The sequence below is a fragment of the Vreelandella sp. 21 genome (genome assembly GCF_050995515.1).
GTDB lineage: Bacteria > Pseudomonadota > Gammaproteobacteria > Pseudomonadales > Halomonadaceae > Vreelandella > Vreelandella alkaliphila.
In genome coordinates this window covers 2630602-2653650 of sequence record NZ_CP194673.1, presented here as the reverse complement: position 1 = coordinate 2653650, position 23049 = coordinate 2630602, and the positions used below count along the sequence as shown (strand labels likewise).

Annotated in this window: 22 protein-coding genes; 15 read left to right on the top strand and 7 right to left on the bottom strand. The window is 51.9% G+C overall.

All coding sequences use genetic code 11. The features are described from left to right. Positions 1-31: 31 nt before the first annotated feature. The 3 genes from ACN06F_RS12340 to ACN06F_RS12330 form a co-directional block, all read right to left on the bottom strand. A complete protein-coding gene (locus ACN06F_RS12340) occupies positions 32-1936 on the bottom strand; it encodes an EAL domain-containing protein (RefSeq protein WP_038476860.1) in 1905 nt (634 codons plus the stop codon). A gap of 14 nt (positions 1937-1950) precedes the next feature. Next, a complete protein-coding gene (locus tag ACN06F_RS12335) occupies positions 1951-2664 on the bottom strand; it encodes a transglutaminase-like cysteine peptidase (RefSeq protein ID WP_433924008.1) in 714 nt (237 codons plus the stop codon). Between the two features lie 120 nt (positions 2665-2784). Beyond that, positions 2785-3456 carry an arylesterase gene (locus ACN06F_RS12330; protein WP_038476854.1) on the bottom strand — a complete coding sequence of 224 codons (672 nt, stop codon included), beginning with the start codon at positions 3454-3456 and terminating at the stop codon, positions 2785-2787. Between ACN06F_RS12330 and ACN06F_RS12325 the strand changes: the two genes are divergently transcribed. The 4 genes from ACN06F_RS12325 (at position 3455) to glyA (ending at position 9728) form a co-directional block, all read left to right on the top strand. Next, complete coding sequence (locus ACN06F_RS12325) at positions 3455-4306, top strand: ABC transporter ATP-binding protein (RefSeq protein ID WP_038476851.1); 852 nt, start codon at positions 3455-3457, stop codon at positions 4304-4306. The genes ACN06F_RS12330 and ACN06F_RS12325 overlap by 2 nt on opposite strands. Continuing rightward, a complete protein-coding gene (locus tag ACN06F_RS12320; RefSeq protein WP_038476848.1) occupies positions 4299-6863 on the top strand; it encodes an ABC transporter permease in 2565 nt (854 codons plus the stop codon). The genes ACN06F_RS12325 and ACN06F_RS12320 overlap by 8 nt, the downstream gene beginning before the upstream one ends. A 51-nt stretch (positions 6864-6914) precedes the next feature. Beyond that, a complete protein-coding gene (locus tag ACN06F_RS12315) occupies positions 6915-8306 on the top strand; it encodes a hypothetical protein (protein ID WP_433924007.1) in 1392 nt (463 codons plus the stop codon). Positions 8307-8462: 156 nt separating this feature from the next. Next, positions 8463-9728 carry a serine hydroxymethyltransferase gene (gene glyA, locus ACN06F_RS12310; protein ID WP_095604539.1) on the top strand — a complete coding sequence of 422 codons (1266 nt, stop codon included), beginning with the start codon at positions 8463-8465 and terminating at the stop codon, positions 9726-9728. A gap of 128 nt (positions 9729-9856) precedes the next feature. Here glyA and ACN06F_RS12305 read toward each other — a convergent pair whose 3' ends face one another. The 3 genes from ACN06F_RS12305 to ACN06F_RS12295 are packed head-to-tail and all read right to left on the bottom strand — an operon-like array spanning position 9857 to position 11962. Next, a complete protein-coding gene (locus ACN06F_RS12305) occupies positions 9857-10657 on the bottom strand; it encodes a glycosyltransferase family 32 protein (protein ID WP_433924006.1) in 801 nt (266 codons plus the stop codon). Between the two features lie 41 nt (positions 10658-10698). Then, positions 10699-11292 (bottom strand): FlgO family outer membrane protein, encoded by a 594-nt coding sequence (locus ACN06F_RS12300; RefSeq protein ID WP_038486114.1) that lies wholly within the window; start codon positions 11290-11292, stop codon positions 10699-10701. A gap of 4 nt (positions 11293-11296) precedes the next feature. Continuing rightward, on the bottom strand, positions 11297-11962 hold the full coding sequence (locus tag ACN06F_RS12295; protein WP_232482962.1) for a hypothetical protein: 666 nt from the start codon (positions 11960-11962) through the stop codon (positions 11297-11299). 217 nt (positions 11963-12179) lie between these two features. On the opposite strand from ACN06F_RS12295, the gene ACN06F_RS12290 reads away from it, so the two are divergent. The 11 genes from ACN06F_RS12290 (at position 12180) to ACN06F_RS12240 (ending at position 22104) form a co-directional block, all read left to right on the top strand. Beyond that, positions 12180-13193, top strand: coding sequence for an OmpA family protein (locus tag ACN06F_RS12290; protein WP_433924005.1), 1014 nt, complete (start codon positions 12180-12182; stop codon positions 13191-13193). Between the two features lie 348 nt (positions 13194-13541). Then, positions 13542-14501, top strand: coding sequence for an HAD-IIB family hydrolase (locus tag ACN06F_RS12285; protein ID WP_433924004.1), 960 nt, complete (start codon positions 13542-13544; stop codon positions 14499-14501). Further along, the gene (locus tag ACN06F_RS12280; protein ID WP_038486105.1) at positions 14498-15718 is read left to right on the top strand and encodes a glycosyl transferase; all 1221 of its coding nucleotides are present in this window, start codon (positions 14498-14500) and stop codon (positions 15716-15718) included. The genes ACN06F_RS12285 and ACN06F_RS12280 overlap by 4 nt, the downstream gene beginning before the upstream one ends. A gap of 325 nt (positions 15719-16043) precedes the next feature. Then, on the top strand, positions 16044-16910 hold the full coding sequence (locus ACN06F_RS12275; RefSeq protein WP_038486102.1) for an MBL fold metallo-hydrolase: 867 nt from the start codon (positions 16044-16046) through the stop codon (positions 16908-16910). A gap of 27 nt (positions 16911-16937) precedes the next feature. Continuing rightward, positions 16938-17129, top strand: coding sequence for a YgaP family membrane protein (locus ACN06F_RS12270; protein WP_038486099.1), 192 nt, complete (start codon positions 16938-16940; stop codon positions 17127-17129). A gap of 18 nt (positions 17130-17147) precedes the next feature. Beyond that, a complete protein-coding gene (locus tag ACN06F_RS12265) occupies positions 17148-17609 on the top strand; it encodes a YeeE/YedE family protein (protein WP_038486097.1) in 462 nt (153 codons plus the stop codon). Positions 17610-17619: 10 nt separating this feature from the next. Further along, positions 17620-18042, top strand: a complete 423-nt coding sequence (locus tag ACN06F_RS12260; protein ID WP_038486986.1) for a DUF6691 family protein — start codon at positions 17620-17622, stop codon at positions 18040-18042. A 183-nt stretch (positions 18043-18225) separates the two neighbouring features. Beyond that, positions 18226-18927 (top strand): response regulator, encoded by a 702-nt coding sequence (locus ACN06F_RS12255; protein ID WP_038486094.1) that lies wholly within the window; start codon positions 18226-18228, stop codon positions 18925-18927. Further along, the gene (locus ACN06F_RS12250) at positions 18924-20270 is read left to right on the top strand and encodes an ATP-binding protein (protein ID WP_038486091.1); all 1347 of its coding nucleotides are present in this window, start codon (positions 18924-18926) and stop codon (positions 20268-20270) included. Before ACN06F_RS12255 ends, ACN06F_RS12250 begins: the two co-directional genes overlap by 4 nt. Positions 20271-20356: 86 nt before the next feature. Next, a complete protein-coding gene (locus ACN06F_RS12245) occupies positions 20357-21052 on the top strand; it encodes a c-type cytochrome (protein WP_038486088.1) in 696 nt (231 codons plus the stop codon). Further along, positions 21049-22104 carry a c-type cytochrome gene (locus ACN06F_RS12240; RefSeq protein ID WP_176472129.1) on the top strand — a complete coding sequence of 352 codons (1056 nt, stop codon included), beginning with the start codon at positions 21049-21051 and terminating at the stop codon, positions 22102-22104. The genes ACN06F_RS12245 and ACN06F_RS12240 overlap by 4 nt, the downstream gene beginning before the upstream one ends. Positions 22105-22244: 140 nt before the next feature. On the opposite strand, the gene dsbG is transcribed toward ACN06F_RS12240, so the two are convergent. Then, a complete protein-coding gene (dsbG, locus tag ACN06F_RS12235; RefSeq protein ID WP_433924003.1) occupies positions 22245-23024 on the bottom strand; it encodes a thiol:disulfide interchange protein DsbG in 780 nt (259 codons plus the stop codon). Between the last annotated feature and the right edge of the window lie 25 nt (positions 23025-23049).

Sequence of the window (23049 nt, the reverse complement as noted above, 5' to 3'; positions counted from 1 at the left end):
TTGTTGTTCATGGCTTCCTTATCGAAGGTGCTTATGCGCGTACGCCTGGGCCGGTAGCTCCGTCAACGCCTACGCTGAAGAGGCTTTCCAATTCAGCTTGTTCAGTCACCCCTTCTGCGATCACCTGAATGCCAAGGGAGTGGCATAGCGTGGCCATACCTCGCACGATGGTTTGCTGTTCGTGAGAGGTATGAATCCCTCCAATCAAGCTGCTGTCTATTTTTAGATAGGCAAGCCCGATGTCGTGTAAATCGGCAAGTTTGGTGAATTCTGCCCCGACATGTTCAATTCCAAACTGACAACCTAATGGCCTTAGCGCGGCACATAAGCCGCGAAGGCTACCAATAGCGTGGCTGTTCAACATAGCGGGCACTTCGAAGCACAGCTGTTTGGCAAGTTGCGGTTGTTTTTCGAGCAACATTCTTAGCTCAATAACAAACTCAGCATTAGTAATTGAGGCAATTGAAAGATTAATGCCAATGGCGTGCGCTGGATTGTAAGCGAGTTGCTCAAGGGCTTTCTTAACCACGGCAATATCGAGCGCGGGCTCTAAGTTAAAGCGCGAGATCCAGGGAATAAACGTGCCAGCTGTTTGCCAGTGATTGGCAAGCTCTAGGCGAGCAGGACATTCGTAATGTAGTACGTCGTGGTGGGCATCAATAACTGGGAAATAAGCGAGCTGGGGGCCCAGCGCAATCGCGGCATTTAGCGCCGAACGCCATTCGGCATGATTGCCAAAGAGAGAGTTATGCTGATGCTCTCGTATAGCAACTGTGGTGTGGGCGCTCGCACTTTCGGCTTCGGCAAGGGCGTCGTCTAACGTAGCCAATAAACCACCTCGATCATCATGAGGTGTGTAGGCAACCACAGCGGTTGGTAAACGCATGCCGATATTGGGCGCCTTGAGCGCGATGCTATCAAGTGCTTGACGAAGACGCGGTATGAGTGCGCTAGTCTCTGCTTCTAAAGGCAGCATGAGGATAAAATCACTACCGTTTAATCGCCCAACCAGTGCTTCTTCTGGCGTGGGGGCCAACTGAGAGAGTTGTGTCACTAACTGACTGAGTAACTGATCAGTAGCTTGGTGGCCTAGCTGTTCATTGAGGATTTCAAGCGACTCCACTCTGGTCATTATCATCAGCCCCGTGGCACGGGCGTCTTCACTCCCCAGTAACGATGATAAACGGCTCATAAACACATCGCGATTGAGCGCCCCTGTGACACGATCGTGTTGCAGGTGGCGACGTAGCTCATCCAGTTTTTGGCTTTCCTGGCTGAGCATTTGGTGCACACTAGCAGACAGAACGTTCATTGCTTGGGCCACTTCGCGTAGCTCTAACGTGCGGGGCTCTTTAATGGTGGTAAAGCGTCGAGCGCTGATATCTTTTGCCTGGGCGACAACCCGTACCAGAGGATGCTTGATACCGCGCACCACAACGGTGGCAATGGCGAGACTGATAGCGCCGGCCAGCAAGAACCAGCCTGCAAGCTCAAGCATAATGCGCCACAAAGAGGTATAGGCGAAACTGTGCTGGCTTTCGAGTTCAAGCGTACCGAATTGCCGCCAGCCGTCTTGAATCGTTGCCGTGCCAATCGGCACATCAAAGCGAATAACGTTGCGGAACCAGGCGGGTACATCGCCACTATATTCGTTGGCCGAACGCTCAATGAGCACCTGGCCTTCGGTGTCTCGCAGGGTAATGCGGCGATAATAGCCAGTATCAAACTGTGCGGAGATTAACAGTTCTAGTGTTACCACGTCCTTATCGAGCTGGCTCATGGAAAGTGCCAATGCCGTTGCATTGTCTTCGTTTTTAATGCGCACTTCCTGCTCGATATAGTCACGGCTCGAAGTGATGCTGATCGCAAGGCTGCCGATAAACGAAAGCAACAGTAGCGCAATAATGGCCAGCCAGAGCTGTTTAATCAGCGACATAGTGCTTAATCCTCTTAAATAAAACCTTGTGATTGCATCCGTTCAACGACATTGCGCCAGCGTGATAGCCGCGCTAACGGGTCGGCACGTGATTGCGTTGTGCTACCAGCCCATAACCCATCGCTATTAAAACTGAATACTGGGTCTAGGTCGGTGCGCTGAGAAGCAGGGGTAATAGAAGGCACAATATTATCAAGTACTAACGGCTCGGCACTGGGCGTTGAGTAGTAGCCAAGTACCATATGTGCCTGGGTGATTTGGCTGCGGCCAATGCGTGCCCGAACATAAATCATGCGCAGGCGTTCACCGGGAACACCTAGTTGCTTCAGGGTGATGTACTTGGCAATGGAGTAATCTTCGCAGTCGCCTTGTGCTTTACCCATGGCTTCTAATGGCGTCGCCCAGTAGTCCTCTTGTCCCCATACGTGGATATCATCAATCCAACGTACTCGGCGATTAAAGAAGTCGTTGACCTCGCGAAGTTGCATTTGTACCTCTTGCCCACGCAAACGCTCCAGCATGGCAAACCACTCTTCTAAAACAGCAAGACCGCTTTGGCCATACTGTTGTTGCATGCTCTGCCGTAATCGTTGGGGATTGAAGGCTGTTGCAGGTGAGGCGTGAAAACCTAATCCTGCGCTCAGCACAACAGCGCCGACAGTAGCTAAAAACTGTCGACGCGAAAGTTGTTTAAGTTGGGAGCGAGAGGAGGCAGGCATAAACGCCATGAGTAATAGTTAATAAGCGTTAAGCCTACAAGCTACTGCGTTGAAGTGCACTATCTCCTCAGCAATATCTTCTCATTAGAAAGTACTAGCTTTAAACGCGGAGGGAGGACTGTCGTCACCTCATTTGGCGGATGCTTGAAACACGCTGTCGAGCAGTGGTTCCAGTGCTGGCCAGACGTTGTCTAAAATAATTGGCTGAGCCTCGGCGGTGGGGTGAATGCCATCGTCCTGCATCAGTTGCTCGTTAAGCGCTACGTCTTCCAACAAGAAGGGCACGAGAGGTACGTCATACTCATCTGCTAGCGAATGAAAAACACCGGTAAAAGCATCACGGTAGGCTTGGCCATAGTTGGGCGGAATATCAATGCCGAGAAGCAGTACGTCAGCACCTGCCTGTTGGCTTTGTTCAATCATACTAGCTAGATTGGAACGCATTTGAGTAGGCGGAAGGCCACGTAATCCATCGTTGCCACCGAGCTCTAACAGAACGATATCAGGCTGTCGCTGTCCGATGATGTTAGCTAATCGTTGTGCACCGCCGGACGTCGTTTCACCGCTGATACTGGCATTTATAACCTGGGCTTCACCTTCTAGCCGCTCAGCCAATAACGTGACCCAGCCTCGTTCTTGCTCTATACCATAGGCGGCACTAAGACTATCGCCCATGACTAAAAGTGTTGGGCGTTGGTCGGCGTTGAGTGCCGGCGCGCTAAAGATGACTATCAGTGCCAGCAACCCTCCGGTTACCATGCGGTTCAGTCTTTGCCACGCTACAGGGATGCCATGCTTCATGCCTTACTCCTCTGATCCACAAGCCAACTTGAATCCAAAAGCCAACTTGAACCCAACAACTAATTTGCCAACCGATATTGCCTCTTCGCATCAGCCCACCACCGACACCATCACTGCCAGCAAGGTTCCTCACAAGCAAGCTCACCAGCCAGTACTTCATGCTGAGAAACTTTCTAAACAGGTGAAAAGCGGTGAACGTTCGCTAACTATCTTACACGACCTTGCGCTTAGCGTGGCAGCGGGAGAGAGTGTTGCCATTCTTGGTAAAAGCGGTGCTGGTAAGTCGACCTTGCTAGGGCTGTTGGCAGGGTTGGATACGCCCAGTGATGGTGAACTCACGCTATTTGGCCAGCCGCTAAGCCAAATGGATGAAGATGGGCGTGCTGCGTTGCGGGCTGGAAGAGTCGGTTTTGTATTTCAAAACTTTCAGCTGCTACCGACGTTAAGTGCATTGGAAAATGTGCTATTGCCGTTAGAGCTGTCTCCCCGAGCAGGAGAAACTCAGGCCGCGGCTCAATGGCTTGAGCGAGTCGGGCTTGGTGAGCGCACAGAACATCTGCCTAAGCAGCTTTCGGGAGGTGAGCAGCAGCGCGTTGCCATTGCACGCGCATTCGTTACCGACCCTGAGCTAGTCTTTGCCGACGAACCAACCGGTAACCTTGACCCTGATACGGGGGCACAGATTATTGACTTGCTCTTCACGCTAAACCGTGAAGCAGGCACGACGCTAATTTTAGTGACCCACGACCACGCACTTGCACGCCGCTGCGACCGATGTTTACGCCTGGCTAACGGGCAGTTAATGCCGTTTGAACCAACCGCTGCTGTAAACGGGGGTGGCGATGAGTGATATAAACTGGCGGCTTGCGGCACGTAGTTTGAAACGTGACTTACGTGCCGCTGATGTTCGCGCACTGTTTGTCGCGCTGGTGTTGGCCGTTGCCGCTTCTACCATGATCGCCTTTTTTTTAGATCGCCTGGAGCGTGGGTTAGAGCGCCAAGCAGGTCAGATGCTGGGTGGCGACTTAGTTCTTGAGCAGCGCGAGCCATTCTCTGAGGAGCTACGCACCACGCTAGAGCAAGCGGGGTTTACGCTGAGTGATCAGGTTGATCTAGTGTCAATGATTAGTCGTGGTGAGCGCTTCCAGCCAGCTAGCTTGAAAGCGGTGGATGATGTCTATCCTCACTATGGCGTTTCTCATGTGGATCGTGGTAACGGGGTTGAGCAGATTGCATCAGGCCCACCGCCTGGGGAAGCCTGGGCAGACCCACGGTTAGCGCAGCTGATTGACATTGCGATAGGCGACCGTGTTCAAGTAGGCCAAACAGAACTTCTTATTAGTGGGATTATCGAGCGCGAAGCGGATCAGTCGGCTGGTTTTAGTAATTTCAATCCTCGTTTAATGCTCAATACCGCCGACTTGGAAGCAACAGGATTGGTGCAGTTAGGGTCACGGCTCGAGTTTGAACTGCTTGCTGCTGGGCCTCCTACAGCACTGGAGCAAGTACAGGGCTTGCTGGCCGAACTAAAACGTAATGGGGTAGACGTACGTGATGTACGTGTTGACCGTCCTCAGTTAGGCAACGCGCTTCAACGCGCTGAGAGTTATCTTGGGCTTGCCGGATTGGCGGCGGTATTATTAGCGGGCGTCGCGGTGGCTATGTCGACTCGTCGTTACGTTGAACGCCATCTGGACACCGCGGCGTTGCTGCGCTGCTTCGGCGCTAGTCAATATCAACTGGTGACTATTTTTACCCTGCAACTAATGGGGCTCGCACTGATGGCCGCAATTATTGGCGCGCTGTTAGGGCTTATTGGTCAGGCTGTGCTGCTGTGGCTGTTAACAAGTTTTCTGCCTATGACTTTACCACCCCCCGGCATTATGCCGCTCTGGCTGGGCATTTTTACTGCGCTTGCGGTACTGGTTGGTTTTGCTGGCCCCACACTGTTACGCATTAAGCGTGTCAGTGCGCTGAAAGTGTTGCGTCGTGAGCTTGACCCACTACCGCCGTCTGCTTGGTTAGTAGTGGGAGTGGCGAGTCTAGTGTTTGGTGGCCTGTTGTGGCTTTACTCAGGCAGTTTTTCGCTTGCACTGGCGCTACTCATTGGCGGTGCGGCCCTGTTAGGGCTTCTATGGATGGCTAGCACGCTGTTGCTAAACGGGCTGTTGAAAGCTGTTCAACGGCTTTCCGGTGGAAGTGAGTGGGGCCAAGCGTTTCGGTTGGGCGGCAGGCAGCTGGCCCGTCGAAAGCAAGCAGGGCTTGGACAACTGCTGGCGTTTTCGGTCACGTTTTTTGCGATGGCGATGATCGTACTAGTGCGGGGGGATTTATTGTCCACCTGGCAAGATCAGTTGCCGGCGAATACCCCTAATTACTTTGCTATCAATATTCAGCCCAGTGAGCGAGATGCTTTCGAAGATGCGGTTGCTCCGCGGGTGGAGACTCAAAGCACTCTATACCCAATGGTGCGCGGAAGAATCAGTGCTATTAACGGTCAGCCGCCGATAGAAGCCGTTCCTCCTGATGCCAGAGGCGATAACTCGCTGCGCCGTGAACTGAATCTTACCTGGCAATCAGCGTTGCCCGAAGGTAATCAGGTCGTCGCCGGAGAGTGGTTTTCACAACCGCGTGGGCCTCAGGGATGGATGAGTGAGGTGGAAGCCACGCCTCAGGAAGCTTCTAACGTTGTGCCCATCTCCGTGGAAGATGGACTAGCAGAGCGCCTTGGCCTTGAGTTAGGCGACGAGCTAACGTTCTCCGTCGGCGGTGATACGATCACTACCCGTATTGAGAGCCTGCGCAGCCTTAACTGGGATAGCTTTAACCCAAATTTCTTCGTTATTTTTCCACCGGGCGTGCTTGAATCGTTTGGCCATAGTTTTATCACCGCGTTTCACTTGCCAGAACAAGAGCAGAGCTTAATCCGACAATTAGTTAATGATTTTCCAGGCGTATCACTGCTCAACGTGGATGCCATCTTAGGCCAAGTGCGCGAGGTGCTTACCCAGGTCACCCGAGCGGTAGAGCTAGTGCTTATTCTGGTTCTGATGGCTGGCGTTAGCGTGCTTTATGCAGCACTGACGGCTAGTCGGCCGGTACGCGCCCATGAGAGCGGCTTGCTGCGTGTATTTGGTGCAGGTAACCGAATGATTTCACGGGTACAAGGTGCTGAATATGCGCTGCTCGGTTTTGCCAGCGGTTTGATGGGGGCTTTCCTTGCAGAGTTTGCCACTGCCGCGCTTTATCTCTATTGGCTTGATTTAACACCGCGCCTGCATGTGAGCTTATGGCTAGTTCTGCCCTTAGGGGGCGCATTACTGATTGGCATTATCGGACATGCCCTTTCTTATAGCCTGCGGCGTCAAGCGCCTGCGGCGAGCTTGGGGTTGCTTGGTGAGGCTTAACAAAACTTTACCAAGTGCTATGCTTAGCGCTTCTCACAAGGAGGTCATGACATGTCTGTGTCTGTAGGTCATCGCCAGCTTACTGCTGGGGTTTTGTTGCTGCTACTTTCCGGTACGGTGAATGCTTCACCTCAGCAGCTTGAAGCAGAGCTTCGTGAGCGGCTAGGTAGTGAGTCGAGCGCATTCACAGTTGCCCAAGTGTATGAGCAGCCTGACGCTGTTGTCGCTGAGGATATTGCTATCACTTATGCCAATGGCGATGTGTTTACTATCGAACGTTACCTCGTTGAGGGTGACTATCATCGTCCAGACAATGTAGTCATTGACGGTATGGTCATTAGCGAGGCAGGTAACTCATTGCCTTTTCTCAGCGTTGCCTCCATTGAATTGCCTAACGCTTCGCAAGCAGTGCCGTCGATTGATGAAATGAGTGCGCCAGGCATGGTATGGAAGGCGCTGAATGCGCGTGACATCACGCTAAACCTACAGGGTGAGGCAGCGGATGAGTTTTTTAGTGAGCTAGACTCTCCCCCGCTTGAGGGGCAGTTGCACATTGAAACGCTCATGCTTGAAGAGGTCAGCAGTAGCGCCATTGGCTTGTTCGATATGCAGGGCGTCAGTGCCGATTTTAATGACTTGGAAAGTGGGATTAGTTCGGTTCTTTCGCTCGCTAATTTGCGCATTGAGCAGCTAACCGGAATTGATACGCCTGGGGAAGAGAGCGTGGAACATGCCGCGTTGAATGGCATGGATCTGTCCGGGGATGGTTGGCGCGTAGCGTTGGATAGCGCCTGGGTAGAAGGCAATTCCTATGTGGGTGATGCAGGCTTCGAAGGCGCATTTTTTGATATTGGAGGGCTGCTGCCTTTATTGCCACTTGAGCAACGACAAGAGTTCGAAACCTTTAACAAAATACTCACAGGGGGAAGTGGTCAGTTACAGGCTGACGGGCGCAGTCACTCCCGCTGGGCGGAAGAGGGGGAAACCGACCGCTTGATCGCTGATGGCTATGTGCGCTTGAGTAGTGCTGCGGGAATTGAATACAGCCTTGATTTGCCGATCAGTTTGCCAAAAAGCGTTTCCATTGAGCAGGCAATGCAAAACCCTGCGTTGTTTGAATCCGCCACGTTGCATGGTGGTGAGGTCGTTGTGGCTTATACCGATGAAGGGTTGCTGCCGCGATTAACTACCGAGATCGCCGCGCACGAGAATATTACCGAAGCGCAAGCAGTCTCTATGGCGCTGAGGCAGGCTCGTCAGCTTGAGCCCTTGTTAGGCTCGCAAATAACCAAATTAATGACCGGGATGGTCGACATTATGGCTGGCCATTCCCAAGCCTTAACGGTCAATGTCGCATTGCCCAATCCGTTTACTTTTAATCAATTCATGATGAACCCGATGGCGAGTACTGAGCGGTTTACGCTCACCTTTGAGCTAAAGTAGCGCGGTTGACCAGTTAGTCAGTTTTCGGATGACGACTGCAACATGAAATACGCTCATGCACGACCTGACGCGGATGCGATGAAAGTCGCGTCAGGCTGCGTTATGATAGCGCCCTAGTTTCCCCATGATGATCCTTTTGTAACGAGGTTCCCGCCGATGTTCAGCCGCGATATGACGATTGCCGGATTCGATGATGTGCTTTTTGACGCGATGCAAAAAGAAGTTGCACGCCAGGAAGCTCACATTGAATTGATTGCTTCTGAAAACTACGCCAGCCCCCGCGTACTGGAAGCGCAAGGCAGCCAGCTGACCAATAAATACGCCGAAGGCTATCCAGGTAAGCGCTACTATGGTGGCTGTGAATTTGTTGATATCGCTGAAAATCTTGCGATCGACTATGCCAAGCAGCTGTTCGGCGCGACCTACGTGAATGTTCAGCCTCACTCTGGTTCTCAGGCCAATAGCGCGGTTTTCCAAGCGCTGGTAAAGCCGGGTGACACCATCTTGGGGATGAGCCTGGATGCCGGTGGTCACTTAACCCATGGTGCCAAGCCTAACTTCTCTGGCAAGCACTATAATGCTATTCAGTATGGGCTGAACGAGCAGGGCTTGATTGATTATGATCAGGTGGCTGAGCTTGCTCGTGAGCACAAGCCCAAAATGATCATTGCTGGCTTCTCTGCTTACTCGCAAATTGTCGATTGGGCTAAGTTCCGTGAGATCGCTGATGAAGTAGGTGCCTACTTGCTGGTTGATATGGCGCACGTGTCTGGCTTGGTTGCTGCAGGCGTTTACCCGAGCCCGCTGCCCCATGCTCACGTCGTGACATCTACCACACACAAAACCCTGCGTGGCCCACGCAGCGGCGTTATTCTCTCCGCTGAAAACGATGCGGATATCGAGAAAAAGCTGCAGTCTGCTGTCTTCCCTGGTGGCCAGGGCGGCCCGTTGATGCATGTTATTGCCGCCAAGGCAGTCTGCTTCAAAGAAGCCATGGCGCCTGAATTCAAAGCTTACCAGCAGCAGGTGGTTAAAAACGCCCAGGCGATGGCCAAGGTGTTTATCGACCGCGGTTACGATATCGTGTCTGGTGGTACTGAAGATCACCTGTTCCTGCTGTCTTTGATCAAGCAGGGCGTGACCGGTAAAGATGCAGACGCCGCTCTGGGCCGCGCTCACATCACTGTGAACAAAAACGCGGTGCCTAACGATCCGCAAAGCCCATTCGTGACCTCTGGTTTGCGTATTGGTACGCCTGCCGTTACTACCCGTGGTTTCGGTGAAGATGAGTGCAGTCAACTGGCCGGTTGGATTTGTGACATCTTAGATGTACTTGCTAAAGGTGAGGACACCAGTTCAATCGAAGCCCAAGTGCTCGATAAAGTGGCCCAAGTATGTGGCCGCTTCCCTGTTTACAAGTAACATTGGCTCGCTTTGCCAGGCCGAACAGTAGTGGCATGGCAAAGCAAACAGGGATAAAGCAAAAACGATAAAAAAGCGCTAACCTATATGGTTAGCGCTTTTTTATTGGCATCAAGTCGATCTGAAGATCAAGGCTCTTCTTGGCGAATGATGCTGACTTTTTTCTGCTCTCTGGTCCATTTGCCCGCTTTTTTATCAATGTATTGGAAGTGCTCGTTCGTGAAATTACCTTGATTGCAGGCGTGGCGATACGACACCGTGGGTACGGTGCGTTGATCTAATAGCTGAATAAATACGCCAGGACCCGTGAGCTCAAACACATTGGTGAGCGTGTTCTCTTCAATGTTTTGCTGCACTTGATCAATCAGTCTGCGTAGGTTGGGGTTGCCTGGTTTGCTGGCGATGAAGTAATTGCTCAGCTCACCCTTGCGTGTCGTGACATAGAGTTCGTCAATGTCGGCAGGAATAACGCGGGAAAGCGGCCAGATGGCATGTGCGTCAATATCGAGGTAGACGCCGCCGTATTTGTAAAGCACCATGAGGCGCCAAAAATCAGCCTGCGCCGCACCAATTTGTAACTTTGAATAGCTGGTGAATAGGGTGTCGTCGAAATTTTCTTTAATGAAGTCACTCCGCGCCTCGGTAATCATGAAACGATATTCGAAACGAGGAGCCATGAGACGATTAAACAAGTAGTTCAGGTAAACCGGAAGGGTCACTCTATTAGTGAAGTTGGTCTGCCAAATAATCCGTGGAATAGTCGAATCATTTTTAGGTGCCAGCCAAGGCGCGGCATAGGCTGGCAGCGTGAAGCGCTTGTTCGGCAGCACGGCATGAAAAATATAGCTAAGCAGCTTGGTAATGTTTGCGCATAGCTTTATCAAGCGACTAGTGGCCACGATAAGTGGTTTGCTTGTGCGGGTGGGCATGTTCATCCTTTTCATTCGTGTCGCGGCAAGAGGTGAATCGATTACCAGCCGCCTTGGCCTTCCAATAAGCTTCGGGTGTTATTATCCAGCGGCAGCTTAAAGTCAGCGCTGCCAAGAACCATCGCATCACCAGCGCGAACTACCCGTGCACTCACATAGAGATAGTCCTGGCCTTGTGCATAAGTACCCATCAGTATCGAGCGTGCGTTGTGCTGGGCGCTAAGACGTTGGACTTGGCGGGATAAAATTAATTCGCCAACGGTTTCTTCAATAAACATACTGTCACGCATTTTGACTTCGCGTACCTGCATGCCTTGCCGTGCGAGGGCGGACGCCATAATTTCAGAGCTAATACGGCCAAACGTAGACGACTGGCTTAAGTTATCAATACTTACAAAGGTAGCCGCAATCATCGGGCTATGGCGTGTAAGGTCTGGGTTGCTGGCGACCATTTGCGCGGCGGCTTCATGGGCTAGTTCGGAAAGGTCTGGCTGAGGCTCGGCATTTCGCATGCTATTGTTATTGCCAAGTGCAGTGCAGCCAGCCAAAAACAGCATAAACAACGCAACGATAAGCAGACGTGCACCAACTGCTAAGCCGCGCAGTGGAGACAGAGAGTGGGAGAGTGAAAGCATGTAATTACCAAGTATCGGTGATAGAAACAGTTGGGGTTGCAGGCGCTTGAGGAACGCGATTTGGCGCATAGTGACGTCGGTCACCAGCATTTATGTAATAAATATTAGAAGAGGAGTAGAGAATGCGTTCACTATCAACGATCTGGGTAGTGATGATAACCTCCTCTTTGCCCTCATAAGTCCAACTGCCGCTGGTCGTATCTGCCACCATCGCAGCGGGAATTAATGCAAGCGCAGGCTCGCTCCAGTTTCCTAGTGCCATGCTAGCCACGGTCACGCCACCGGCAAGGGCGGTGTATGCACCAAACGGTGGGCGTATATAGCCGCGGTCACGATGCTCAACAACTTCTACGTCCACTTGAACGGTGGCACCGCCAGTGTTGGGTTGCGTCATCACGCTTCCCCCGCGTGACACCAGTTCGCTTGTTAATAGCGTGCGAAAGCCACGTTCAAATTCGCCACCGTAATAGGCGCTAACTGACGTATGCTCTTGTGCTGGGATATGGAGATCCCTAAAGCGAACCCGTTCATTGCGAAGAATGCCTGCTGCTTCGTGTTGGGCTAGCACTTCCCAGTGCTGGGCCGCTTGCATGCGCTGCTGCTCACTATAAGGATAGGTAGTCGCAATGGGAGCCTGCGATGTATTGGCATAAAAGCAGCCGCTTAGCATCAGGCTCGCCAGTCCAATGCCGACAGGGCGAAATAGTCGGCCAATGGACGATTGGGTCGATGATGGCTCAGTGCTTAATGAATGAGCTCTTGATGACATAGGTCGGGTGCGCACCTGATTGTTCCTTCTCGCTACGAAACGGCTTTTGATAGACTAGTTTGCCACGCTTACCCTAGATCGGCCACGAGGTTAAAAACTTGAATGAGTGAACCCCCCCATGCTTGAAGACCATCGCGCTGGTCCGCGTCATGATTCATTGCTAACCGCTTATCCAGAAGATGAAAGTAATAGCGGTTGGATGATTAGCTATATTGACATTATGACGCTACTGGTAGCCCTGTTCGTTATTATTATTGCTGCGGCTAATGTGACAAGCCCATCATTGTTTCAGCAAGAAACAGCCGATGAGTACGGCTATGAGTCGTCACCTGCTAGAGAAATACCCCTGCCGGATGCGCTTGCTGAAGCCCGTCAGCAGCGCACAGTACTCGGCGTATCACCTAGCAGTGATGCGCTCAGCCCGTTTGCGATTAGCGCTGCGTTGGGTGTGGCAGGGTTGCCTAAAGCTCGCACTGCTGTTGTGGAGGTGCCTCCTTTATTGGCGCGGATTGAAGAAGTATCGATAGATACCCAGCCATCGACTGCCAATAGTAGGCTTCCGCAGTTGCTACTGCCCACCGATGAGCGTCAGTCTGTTTCGCCGTTGGCCGATTACATGGTACTGCTCACCGACCGTCCACCTATCAATGTACAAAAAGTATCTGACGTGGCGATTAATAGCGCATTAGCACTTGATGAGAGATTGTCTGAGCGTGTGGAGGCTTCGACGTACCTACCTAACCTGGAAGGCGTTGAAGTTTCCCGAGTCGCTGAAGGTATCAGCCTGCGTGTACAAGATCGGTTGCTATTTCCCTCTGCCGATGCTCAGTTGACAGAAGGTGGCTCATCGTTAGTAGGATCATTGATGGATACCATCCAGCGCTTCGAGGGGGAAGTGTGGGTAGAGGGACACTCCGATAGCCAATCTATCAATACCCCAGAGTTTTCGTCCAACTGGGCGCTTTCAAGTGCGCGGGCGATTGCGATCGTTGAGGCACTTGAAGCCGCAGGGGTTGCTCCAGAGCGTTTGCGAGCCGTTGGACTAGCCGCAACTCAGCCGCTAGAAGATAACGATACTGTCGAAGGGCGAGCGAGAAATCGTCGCGTTGAGGTGGTTATTCATGTGGACTAGGGGGTAAGTCAAAAAAAACCCGCCGGGGGAGGCGGGTATGAAAGGGCTTGGCTCACTGCAGCCCACTGGCATCAGGTGAGGGGTGTACAAGGTTGCCAGTGGGTACAATTTCAGTATAGCTATTTATGAGCTTTTTCCAAGGGCTTGTCGAATTTTTTTCAATTTATTCGCGCACTATTTTGGTGCGCCGAAGTTGCGTTGTTTTGGGGCTCATAAGAAAGTGGCTGCTTTTTATGAGTTAAATTTTTGATTATTAAAAATAAAATTGTATTGGCATACAAACTGCTTTGTTGCTCATCTAAAAGTGGACGTGTGTAACGACTTTTAAGATTGCAAAAGGGTGGTGCTATGACCGAATACAAGCGTACTGCGTTGCCCAGTGATGCTCAGTCACCTAGTGACTTAGACCCAGCGCTTCAACCGCGTTTGGTAGTCACCGACTTGGACGGTTCATTACTAGATCACCACAGTTATGATTTCTCACCTGCCAAGCCCTGGCTTGCCCGCCTTAAACAGCTAGGGGTTCCGGTCATTCCGGTTACCAGTAAAACTCGCGCTGAACTCATTCCCCTACGAGAAGCCCTTGGGCTAACGGCGACCCCCTTTATTGCCGAGAATGGTGCTGTTATTGGTCTGCCGCCAGGTTGGTGTCATGCGCGTTTAGATCGCCCTGGTAATGGCCGAGATGGCGTCGTTATTAAACACACCGGAGTTGATAGTGGTTTCATTAAAGCGCGACTAAACGTTTGGCGTAAGCGCCTGGGGATTCGGTTTACTCGAATGGGCGACTTAAGCCTTCAACAGGTAATGGCGTTAACTGGGCTTGATGAAACCCGTGCGAAAGCAGCGCGGCAGCGGGAGGGGAGTGAGCCACTTATTTGGGAAGATAATGCAGCCGCACTTGAAACGTTCCGCATTGCGCTTGAAGGCGATGGCCTTGAGCTCACGCAAGGGGGCCGCTTTTGGCATGTGATTGGGCGCTTGTCTGATAAAGGGGGTGCCGTAGAGTGGCTAATTAAACGATTTACTGCATTACGAGGCAGTTCGCCACTTTCATTGGGCTTGGGCGATGGCCCAAACGATATCACTATGCTGGAAACTGTCGATCAAGCTGTAGTGATTCGAGGTTGCCACGCTCTTAACGTTGAGCCGCACAACAGCGCGTTATATCGAACAAATGCAACTGGGCCAACTGGCTGGGCTGAGGGGGTAGCCCACTGGTGGGGGCGAGATGACGGGCGTCTAGAAATGGCGCCAGTGAATGACGCCGCTGCATCAGATTACAAGCCACGGGAGGCTAGCGTATGAGTGATTTCCATCAAAATGGTGTGATTACCGACTTTCACAACTTAACGCGCCGGCCAGTTGAAGCCCTTGAACAAGAGCTTTGCCAGTTTGCCAAACGTCGCCCAATGGGACTAATTTTACCCTCGCTTTTTTCTGAACTGGAAGGGCCTGCGCTGTCGGCGATTGTTGATGAGCTGGTGAAAGTGCCTTACCTCAATGAAATTGTCGTTGGTTTGGACAGAGCAGACCGCGATCAATTTTTATATGCTCGGGAATTCTTTTCACGCTTGCCCCAGCACACTCGAATTCTATGGAATGACGGCCCGCGTTTACGTGCTATCGACCAAGAATTAGAAAGTCATGGTTTAGGGGCTTTAGAGCCAGGAAAAGGAAGAAACGTATGGTATTGCGCTGGCTATGTGCTTAGTTCAGGTCGCTCCACCACCGTTGGTCTTCACGATTGCGATATTCTTACCTACGACCGTGGCCTTCTAGCGCGCCTTATGTATCCTGTCGCGAATCCCCGTTTTAATTACAGTTTTTGTAAAGGCTATTACCCGCGTATCGCCGAAGGAAAGCTCAATGGGCGTGTTTCTCGGTTGATGGTGACTCCGCTGCTACGTGCCTTGAAAACTGTCTGTGGTCCGTTACCTTATTTGGATTATCTAGACAGCTTCCGTTACCCGTTATCTGGTGAATTTGCCATGCGCAGTGATGTGCTAGAGGGCATTCGAATTCCCGCTGATTGGGGGTTGGAAATCGGCGTGCTGTCCGAGTTGCAGCGCAATTACTCCCACCGTCAGCTATGTCAGGTCGATATTGCCGACGCCTATGACCATAAGCATCAGCCCGTTAGTGAAGAGGATGCGACCAGTGGCTTGAACCGAATGAGTCTGGATATCGCAAAAGCGCTTTATCGTAAGCTGGCTACCCAAGGGGTTAGCTTTAGCAGCGAAGATTTCCGGACGCTCAAAGCAACCTACTACCGTTTAGCCTTAGACCTCATTGAAGCCTATGATCACGACGCGACGATGAATGGACTAAGTTTAGATCGCCACTGTGAAGAACAGGCAGTTGAGCTATTTGCCAGCAATTTACTAGAAGCTGGCAATCTGTTTTTAGATAACCCTCGTGAACGCCCCTTTATTCCCAGTTGGAACCGTGTACAAGCGGCGATGCCTGATGTGCTAGCCCGTATGCATGAAGCGGTAGAGCTTGATAATCAGGGTAAGGTTTAACGCTCAATGCTTGTTTGTTTCTATAAATTTTAAGTTTATAAGTGCTTTGAGTTTATCGGGCCTTTAAGCGTATCAAGTCTCAAAGTGTATAAGGCTTTAAGTCGATAGACGCTGATGAATTTCGCTTAACCGACCATGTCATTCTCTTCACAGCACCTCGTTGGCAGCGAGGTGCTTTTTTGTTTCGCGGCTATTGGCCGACGAGCAATATTGATCATGCTCAAGAAATCGTTTTAAATTCCAAATAAGTATAAACATATAACATTTTATGGTCTATGATGGTTGCATAGCAACATCATTACTTGCCATTAGCGGGAGGCACAGAATGCAACACCCGATTGTCACTCACTTCTTTGATGAGCCCACTAACACCTTTAGCTATGTGGTGCAGGATCCAGATAGTAATGCCTGCGCTATTCTAGATTCGGTACTGGATTTTGATTATGCCGCGGGGCATACGGATGTACGTTCTGCTGACGAGATCATTGAATTCATTCGCGATAACCGCCTTGAAGTAACGTGGATTTTAGAAACCCATGTACATGCTGATCACCTCTCTGCGGCGCCTTATTTACACCAAATGCTAGGTGGAAAAACCGGGATTGGCGCGCACATTGTCGACGTACAGGAAATTTTTGGTAAAGCATTCAATGCAGGGACTGAGTTTGCTCGGGACGGTAGCCAATTTGATGCTCTGTTTAATGAAGGCGATACGTTCACCATTGGCAGTCTTCAAGCGCGCGTGCTTCATACGCCAGGCCATACGCCTGCCTGCCTTACTTATGTGATAGGCGACGCGGCCTTCGTTGGCGACACACTGTTTATGCCAGATTACGGCACCGCACGCTGTGACTTCCCCGGTGGCGATGCACGTACGCTGTACCGCTCTATCCAAAAGGTGTTGGCACTGCCGACGCAAACGCGGCTGTTTTTATGCCATGACTATAAAGCACCTGGCCGAGACGTTTATCAACATGAAACCAGTGTGGCAGAGCAGCGTGACGCGAACGTCCATGTACATGAAGGCATTTCAGAAGATGAGTTCGTGAAAATGCGCACGGAGCGTGATGCCACGCTAGGCATGCCTAAGCTCATTATTCCCTCTGTACAGGTCAACATGCGCGCGGGTGAGATGCCGCCTGCCGACGACAATGGCGTTGTCTATCTAAAAGTCCCTATCAACCGCTTTTAACTGATATTGATTATCGAGGAGCAGAAAATGAAAGCAAACGTCGGCGGTATCGACAAAGTGGCACGAATCGTAGTTGGTCTTATTCTGATCATACTGGCGCTGACCGGCACCATTGGCGCATGGGGATGGATTGGCGTCGTACCACTCGCCACTGGGCTGTTTAATTTTTGCCCATTGTATCCTCTGCTGGGCATCTCAACCTGTAAAAACAAGCATTAACACAGCAAGGAGACACCTGTGGACTGGATAGCAAGCCTGCAAGGGCTCGTTGGTGGTGTATTGATAGGCTTATCCGCTGTGTGGTTGATGGGAGCCTTGGGGCGCATCGCCGGTATTAGCGGCATTATTGGGAACTTAATAACCCAGCGACCTAAAGGCGATAGTGCTTGGCGCATAGCCTTTTTGTTCGGGCTGGTGAGTGGCCCGTTATTGGTCATGGCAATGGGAGGCGGGCTAGGCAACGTTGCCGATGCTCCCGGTGCGGTGATCGGTGCGCCAGCTGGCGGTGTGCCGCTAATGTTGATAGCCGGTCTGTTAGTCGGGTTAGGCACTGGGCTTGGCAGCGGCTGTACCAGCGGCCATGGCGTTTGCGGTTTGGCACGCTTATCCCCCCGCTCTATGGCCGCCACTGGGGTGTTTCTACTCACAGCGGTGGCCACGGTCTATGTGATGCGTCATATGATTGGAGGTGGTGTATGAGGCGCGTGATATGAATAGTGCAACAGTAAAAACCGCTGCTGGCTATATCGCTGGTTTGCTATTCGGGCTTGGGTTAGCTATCTCGGGTATGACTGATCCTGCCCGTGTACTTGGCTTCCTTGATGTAGCCGGCGCTTGGGATCCAACGCTGATGTTCGTGCTAGGCAGTGCGGTAGGCACAACGTTTGTGGGCTATCGGTTGGTATTTGCACGTGGCGAGCCGCTGTTTAGCGCTAATTTTCAGCTTCCAACTAAGCAAGCGTTAGACGGCAAGCTGCTGGGTGGTGCAGCGCTATTTGGCATTGGATGGGGGCTTTCTGGCTACTGTCCTGGCCCTGCCATCGCCTCCATCGGTGGGATCTCATTGCCGTTATTGGCGTTGTTGGCCGCGATGGTGGCAGGCTGGTTTATCGCAAAACGTATTAGCCAGTAGCGTTAATGTATAAACCACTGTTATCGCCCTTGTCTCTTTAGGCAAGGGCGTTTTTGTAAATGAGCTTTTGTAAATAAGCTTTGGTAAATGAGCTTTGGTAAATGAGTTTATGGCACAGCCCGCTAGCTTAATGTTGGGTTAATGTGCGTTTGCCATGCTGGTAGCAATAAAAGGAAAACCGTCATGCACGTCTTGCTCATTGAAGATGATCCATTGGTCGCATCAGGAATACGCTCCGGTTTAATGATGTACGACTTTGTCGTCGATCATGTGTCCACGATTCAAGCAGCGGGACAAATCATGCAGTCAGTGGTAAGTGACGTTGTGATACTTGATCGCGGTCTTCCTGATGGCGACGGCTTGCAACTGCTGCAATCGTGGCGTGACCAAGGTAACGCTACCCCAGTGTTAATGCTAACAGCGCGGGATGCGGTACGAGACCGTGTTGACGGCCTGCAGTGCGGAGCCGACGACTATCTGGTGAAACCCTTTGACCTTGACGAGTTAGTGGCCCGTCTTCATGCACTGCTTCGGCGAGTATCGGGCCGTAGCCAGGGTATGACGGTACATGGGGCGCTAACGCTGGATCCTCATGCGCGTGAAGTGAGAGTCTCCGGTCAGTTGGTAACGCTATCGCGCCGAGAACTGGTGCTTTTAGAGGCCTTTCTGCATTCGCCGCGCAGCGTGCTTTCTGCCGACCAGCTAAAAGATAGCCTCTATGGTTTGAGTGACGATGTAGAGAGCAATGCACTGAATGTGCATATCCACCATCTACGTCGAAAACTAGGCAGTGGCATCATTGAGACGGTTCGTGGGTTGGGATATCGGTTAGGCAAGCCTGAGGCTGTCCACATTCCAGGCACGCCTCATAAGGGGCAGCAATGAGTTTACGAGCCCGCCTATTGCTTACCCTGGGGGTGACATTGGCATTGCTATGGGGTGTTGCTGCGGCTTGGTTGCTCAATGATTTAGAAAAAAAATTCGTAGAAACACTCGATCAGCGCCTTGCTCAGTCGGCACGCATGGTCGCCGGGCTCGTGCTTCAACTGCCTGAAGATGTCTGGGAACAGAGCCAAGCTCGCGCTTTGTCTATCCCGCCCATCGAGGGGTTGGCCTGCCAGGTGCACTCCCCGCGTGGCGATATCATCGCCCGTACTCATGCCAACATGGAAACTATACTGGCACCGGGTGAGCGTGGTCATGCTTACCGGCAGGAAGGCGATACTACCTGGCGTGTCTTTACCTATGAACGTGGCAATCTGGTCATTACTACCGCCGACCGGATGGATGAGCGGGACATATTGCTTAGCGATGTGTTTCGCGTCGCTGTCGTGCCGTTTGTGGTGGCATTAACGGGCAGTTTAATTGCGCTCTGGGTGGTTGTTTGGCTTGGTTTTGCGCCGCTAACCAGGCTGCGCGCGTCGCTTGCCAGTCGTCATCCGGAAGCGCTGGCACCCGTATCTACCTATGGGGTGCCGAAAGAGATTAAACCGTTGATTGAGACGCTCAATGGGTTACTCGTAAGAATCCAACAAACCATTGTCCGTGAACAGCGTTTTACCAACGATGCCGCTCATGAGTTACGCACTCCCTTAACTGCGATTAAAACCCATCTTCAAGTAGCGCAGCGAGCCGACGGCGAAACGGCGAAAGAATCACTCAGATACGCAGAGGCGGGGGTGGTTCGACTAGCGCATACGCTAGACCAGTTACTGACGTTAGCAAGAGTTGAAGGGCGCATGCGCTTTGATGATGGCGAGCTAAGTCAGGTAGGTGAGATTGTTGATGTTGCGATCGCCGATAGCATGGCAACTGCAGGGCAGTGCCAGCTTCCCTCTCAATTACCCCAAGTGTGCGTTGCCATGCCTAGAGAGCTGGCAATAACCGCACTACGTAATTTACTGGATAACGCATTGCATCATGGGGCGAGTGAGCAGCCTGTCGCGCTAAGCGTGCAGTGTACCCCTGATCAGCGTCACGTAACGTTCACAGTGCATGACCAGGGTAGCGGCGTCGATGACGCTACACTAAAGCAGTTAACTCAGCGTTTCTGGCGCGTGAGCAAGCAGCAAGGTAGCGGTTTGGGCTTAGCGATTGTGGCGGCAATTGTTGAGCGTTTTGGGGGCTGGGTAAATTTTGAAAATGTCCAGGCCGGCGGGTTTAGCGCCCATTTAACCATTCCTACGGTAGGGGATGAGCAACGAGAAAGACCTGAGGCTATTCGATAGCTCTCGCTGCATCATCGCAGTAAATGGGCTACGACTAGTAAATAACGGGCAGGTAAGTAAATAACGAACAGCAGTCAGGGGGATATATGAATAAAAAACAATGGAGCAAGTTCAGCTTGTTGATGGGCGCCAGCCTTATAGGGGCCAGCACGCTCGCAGGCACGGCCTTTGCCGAAACAGGCGATGCCGAGCGTGGCCAGGCCGCCGCGGCAACCTGTACAGCGTGTCATCAAGCTAACGGCAGTGGGATGAACATACCTGGAGGCGAATCGTGGCCGCGTTTGGCTGGGCTTAATGCCGATTATATCGTTAAGCAGCTACACGATTTTAAAGAGGGACGTCGCCAAAACGCCACCATGATGCCCTTTGCTAATATGCTTAATGACCAGCAAATAGTGGACGTTGCCGCCTATTATAGCGAAATGCCTATCACCCCTGGCCAAGGTGGCGATGACGTGGACGAGGCGCTATTAGCCCGTGGCGAACAGTTGGCTGAGCGCGGAGATTGGGATGCCTACATTGTGTCATGCAAGAGCTGTCATGGCCCGGGCGGCACTGGCGTTGGGGAGACGTTCCCTGGTATTGCAAGCCAGCACGCAGGTTATATAAGCAACCAGTTGCATGCTTGGCAAAATGATCAGCGCAGTAATGATCCCCAAAATTTGATGGGGGCTATTGCTAAGCGTATGAGCGATGAGGATATCCAGGCGGTGTCAGCATGGTATGCCGGCCAGGACGTTAGCGCCCAAACCGGCAGTGAAGAAGAGGAGGCAGCGCAATGATTATGCATAAAAAACGTCTCGTGCTAGCACTAACAGGCTGTTCATTAGCTACCGGACTAGCCGTCAGCGCTTTTGCTGACAATGCTGCTGATCCCTCTAACGAAGCGCCCTATCAGCAGTTAGTGGAACTTGGTTTTCCTGCACCGCAAGAGGGCGAGCTAGTTCATGTTCCACCGACCATGGCAGACCTGGAAGACGCTGATATCCATCCAGAGCTAAAAAAGGTCATTCGGTATGGCTACGACCTATTTACCAACACGCAGCAGCTACGTGGTGAAAACGTTTTCAATGACATGAACTGCTCAAGCTGCCACTTAGGCGAAGGGCGTCAACCGTTTAGTGCACCGGTCTGGGCAGCGGCGGTCACGCTTCCTGACTTCAGGGGTAAAAATCAGCACGTTAACAATCTTGAAGAGCGCATTGCTGGCTGCTTTGCTTACTCGATGAATGGAACGCCGCCTGCCTATGGCAGTGATGAGATGCTCGCACTCAGCGCTTACCACCAATGGCTGGCTACCGGTGCGCCAATGTACCCCAGTCAGCCTATTTATGGCCGCGGTTTTCCTGCGCCAGACGAGCCAGATGAATCCCCCGATTACGCCCGTGGTGAAGCGGCGTACCAAGAAAACTGCGCTATTTGTCATCAAGACAACGGCGCTGGGCACTATGAGAACGGCGAGTATGTGTTTCCCGCCCCTTGGGGGGATGGCTCTAATAACTGGGGCGCAGGCATTGTCAGAGTCGATACCGCCGCAGGGTTTATTTACAACAATATGCCGCTAGGACAGCCGCGCTCGTTAAGTGACCAGGATGCCTGGGACATTGCCTATTACATGAGTAGCCAAGAGCGACCGCAAGACCCCCGTTACACGGGTGACGTTGCTGAGACACTAGAGCGCTTTGGCCCTACTTTCCATAAACGTTCGCTTTATGGACAGGTCCGTGAGCATGACGGCCATGTGCTTGGCGACCATGCGAACTTTGGCGAAAAAGGCGATATCGAACCATGGAACGTCGGCATGCCTCGTTTTGAAAATCTGACAGACGAGTAACTAGCTAAGGAGCAGCGATACAAGCATCGCAACCAACGTATCCGGAAAAAATAGTAGCCCGTGGTGGTATAACCCCACGGGCTACTGATTGGTTTGAGGATGCTGGATGGGCGCTTTAAAACTTGCTTATATTGTCTGCTTTAAGGCGCTTCACCGCCCATCATTTCAATTAAACGCTCCTCGCTCGGTAAGCCTTGAATCCTGTCGATACGTAAATTGCCACTGTCTGTCTCGCGCTGGAAGGCGCTGGTGGGCGTAGCGTACAGGCCTAGCTCCTCAAAAAGCTGATTGTTGGCATATACCTGCTCTTCAATATCTCGAGGCTGGGCGCTTGCTGAAAGCGAATCGCCGTTGCTGTGGTCATGTAGCGCGGCAGCAGGGTCGTCTGCTCCCAGCAGGGTGGCCGCCAGGGCGGGACTGTTCGGTGCCAAGATGCCCACCATAATATGGCGCAGCTGTACCTCTCCAGCCTCTACCCAAGGGCGACTTTGTTGCCACAGTTGGCGACAGTAGGGGCAGTTAGCATCGGTAAAGGTATAGATAACCCGCGGCGCGTTTTCATCGCCATCTTGAATCCAGTGGCTCTCTTCCAGTAACGCCCAGGTTTGCGCTTCAAGCGGAACCCGAACATGCTCCTCTATCTGTGCTTCGGTGAGGTCGTTGCCTTGATCATCCATTAGCGTGCCGATAATGGTGTGTTGGCCATCAGGAGTTAAATAAATCGCCAACTCTTGGCCCTGTACGCTAGCACCGTAACCACGCATGCCCCCTGGCGCCTCAAACTGACCGTGAATCGTTATCCCCTGGTTGGTGAGCGCTTGAACTGGTGCAGGCAGTTCTTCGGCATAGCTTGTGGAGATGTTGCCAATGCTCGTTAATAGTAACAAAGTGCTTAAACGAGACAGGGAAAAGTATTTCATAAGTAAATCCTTATATGTAAAAGAT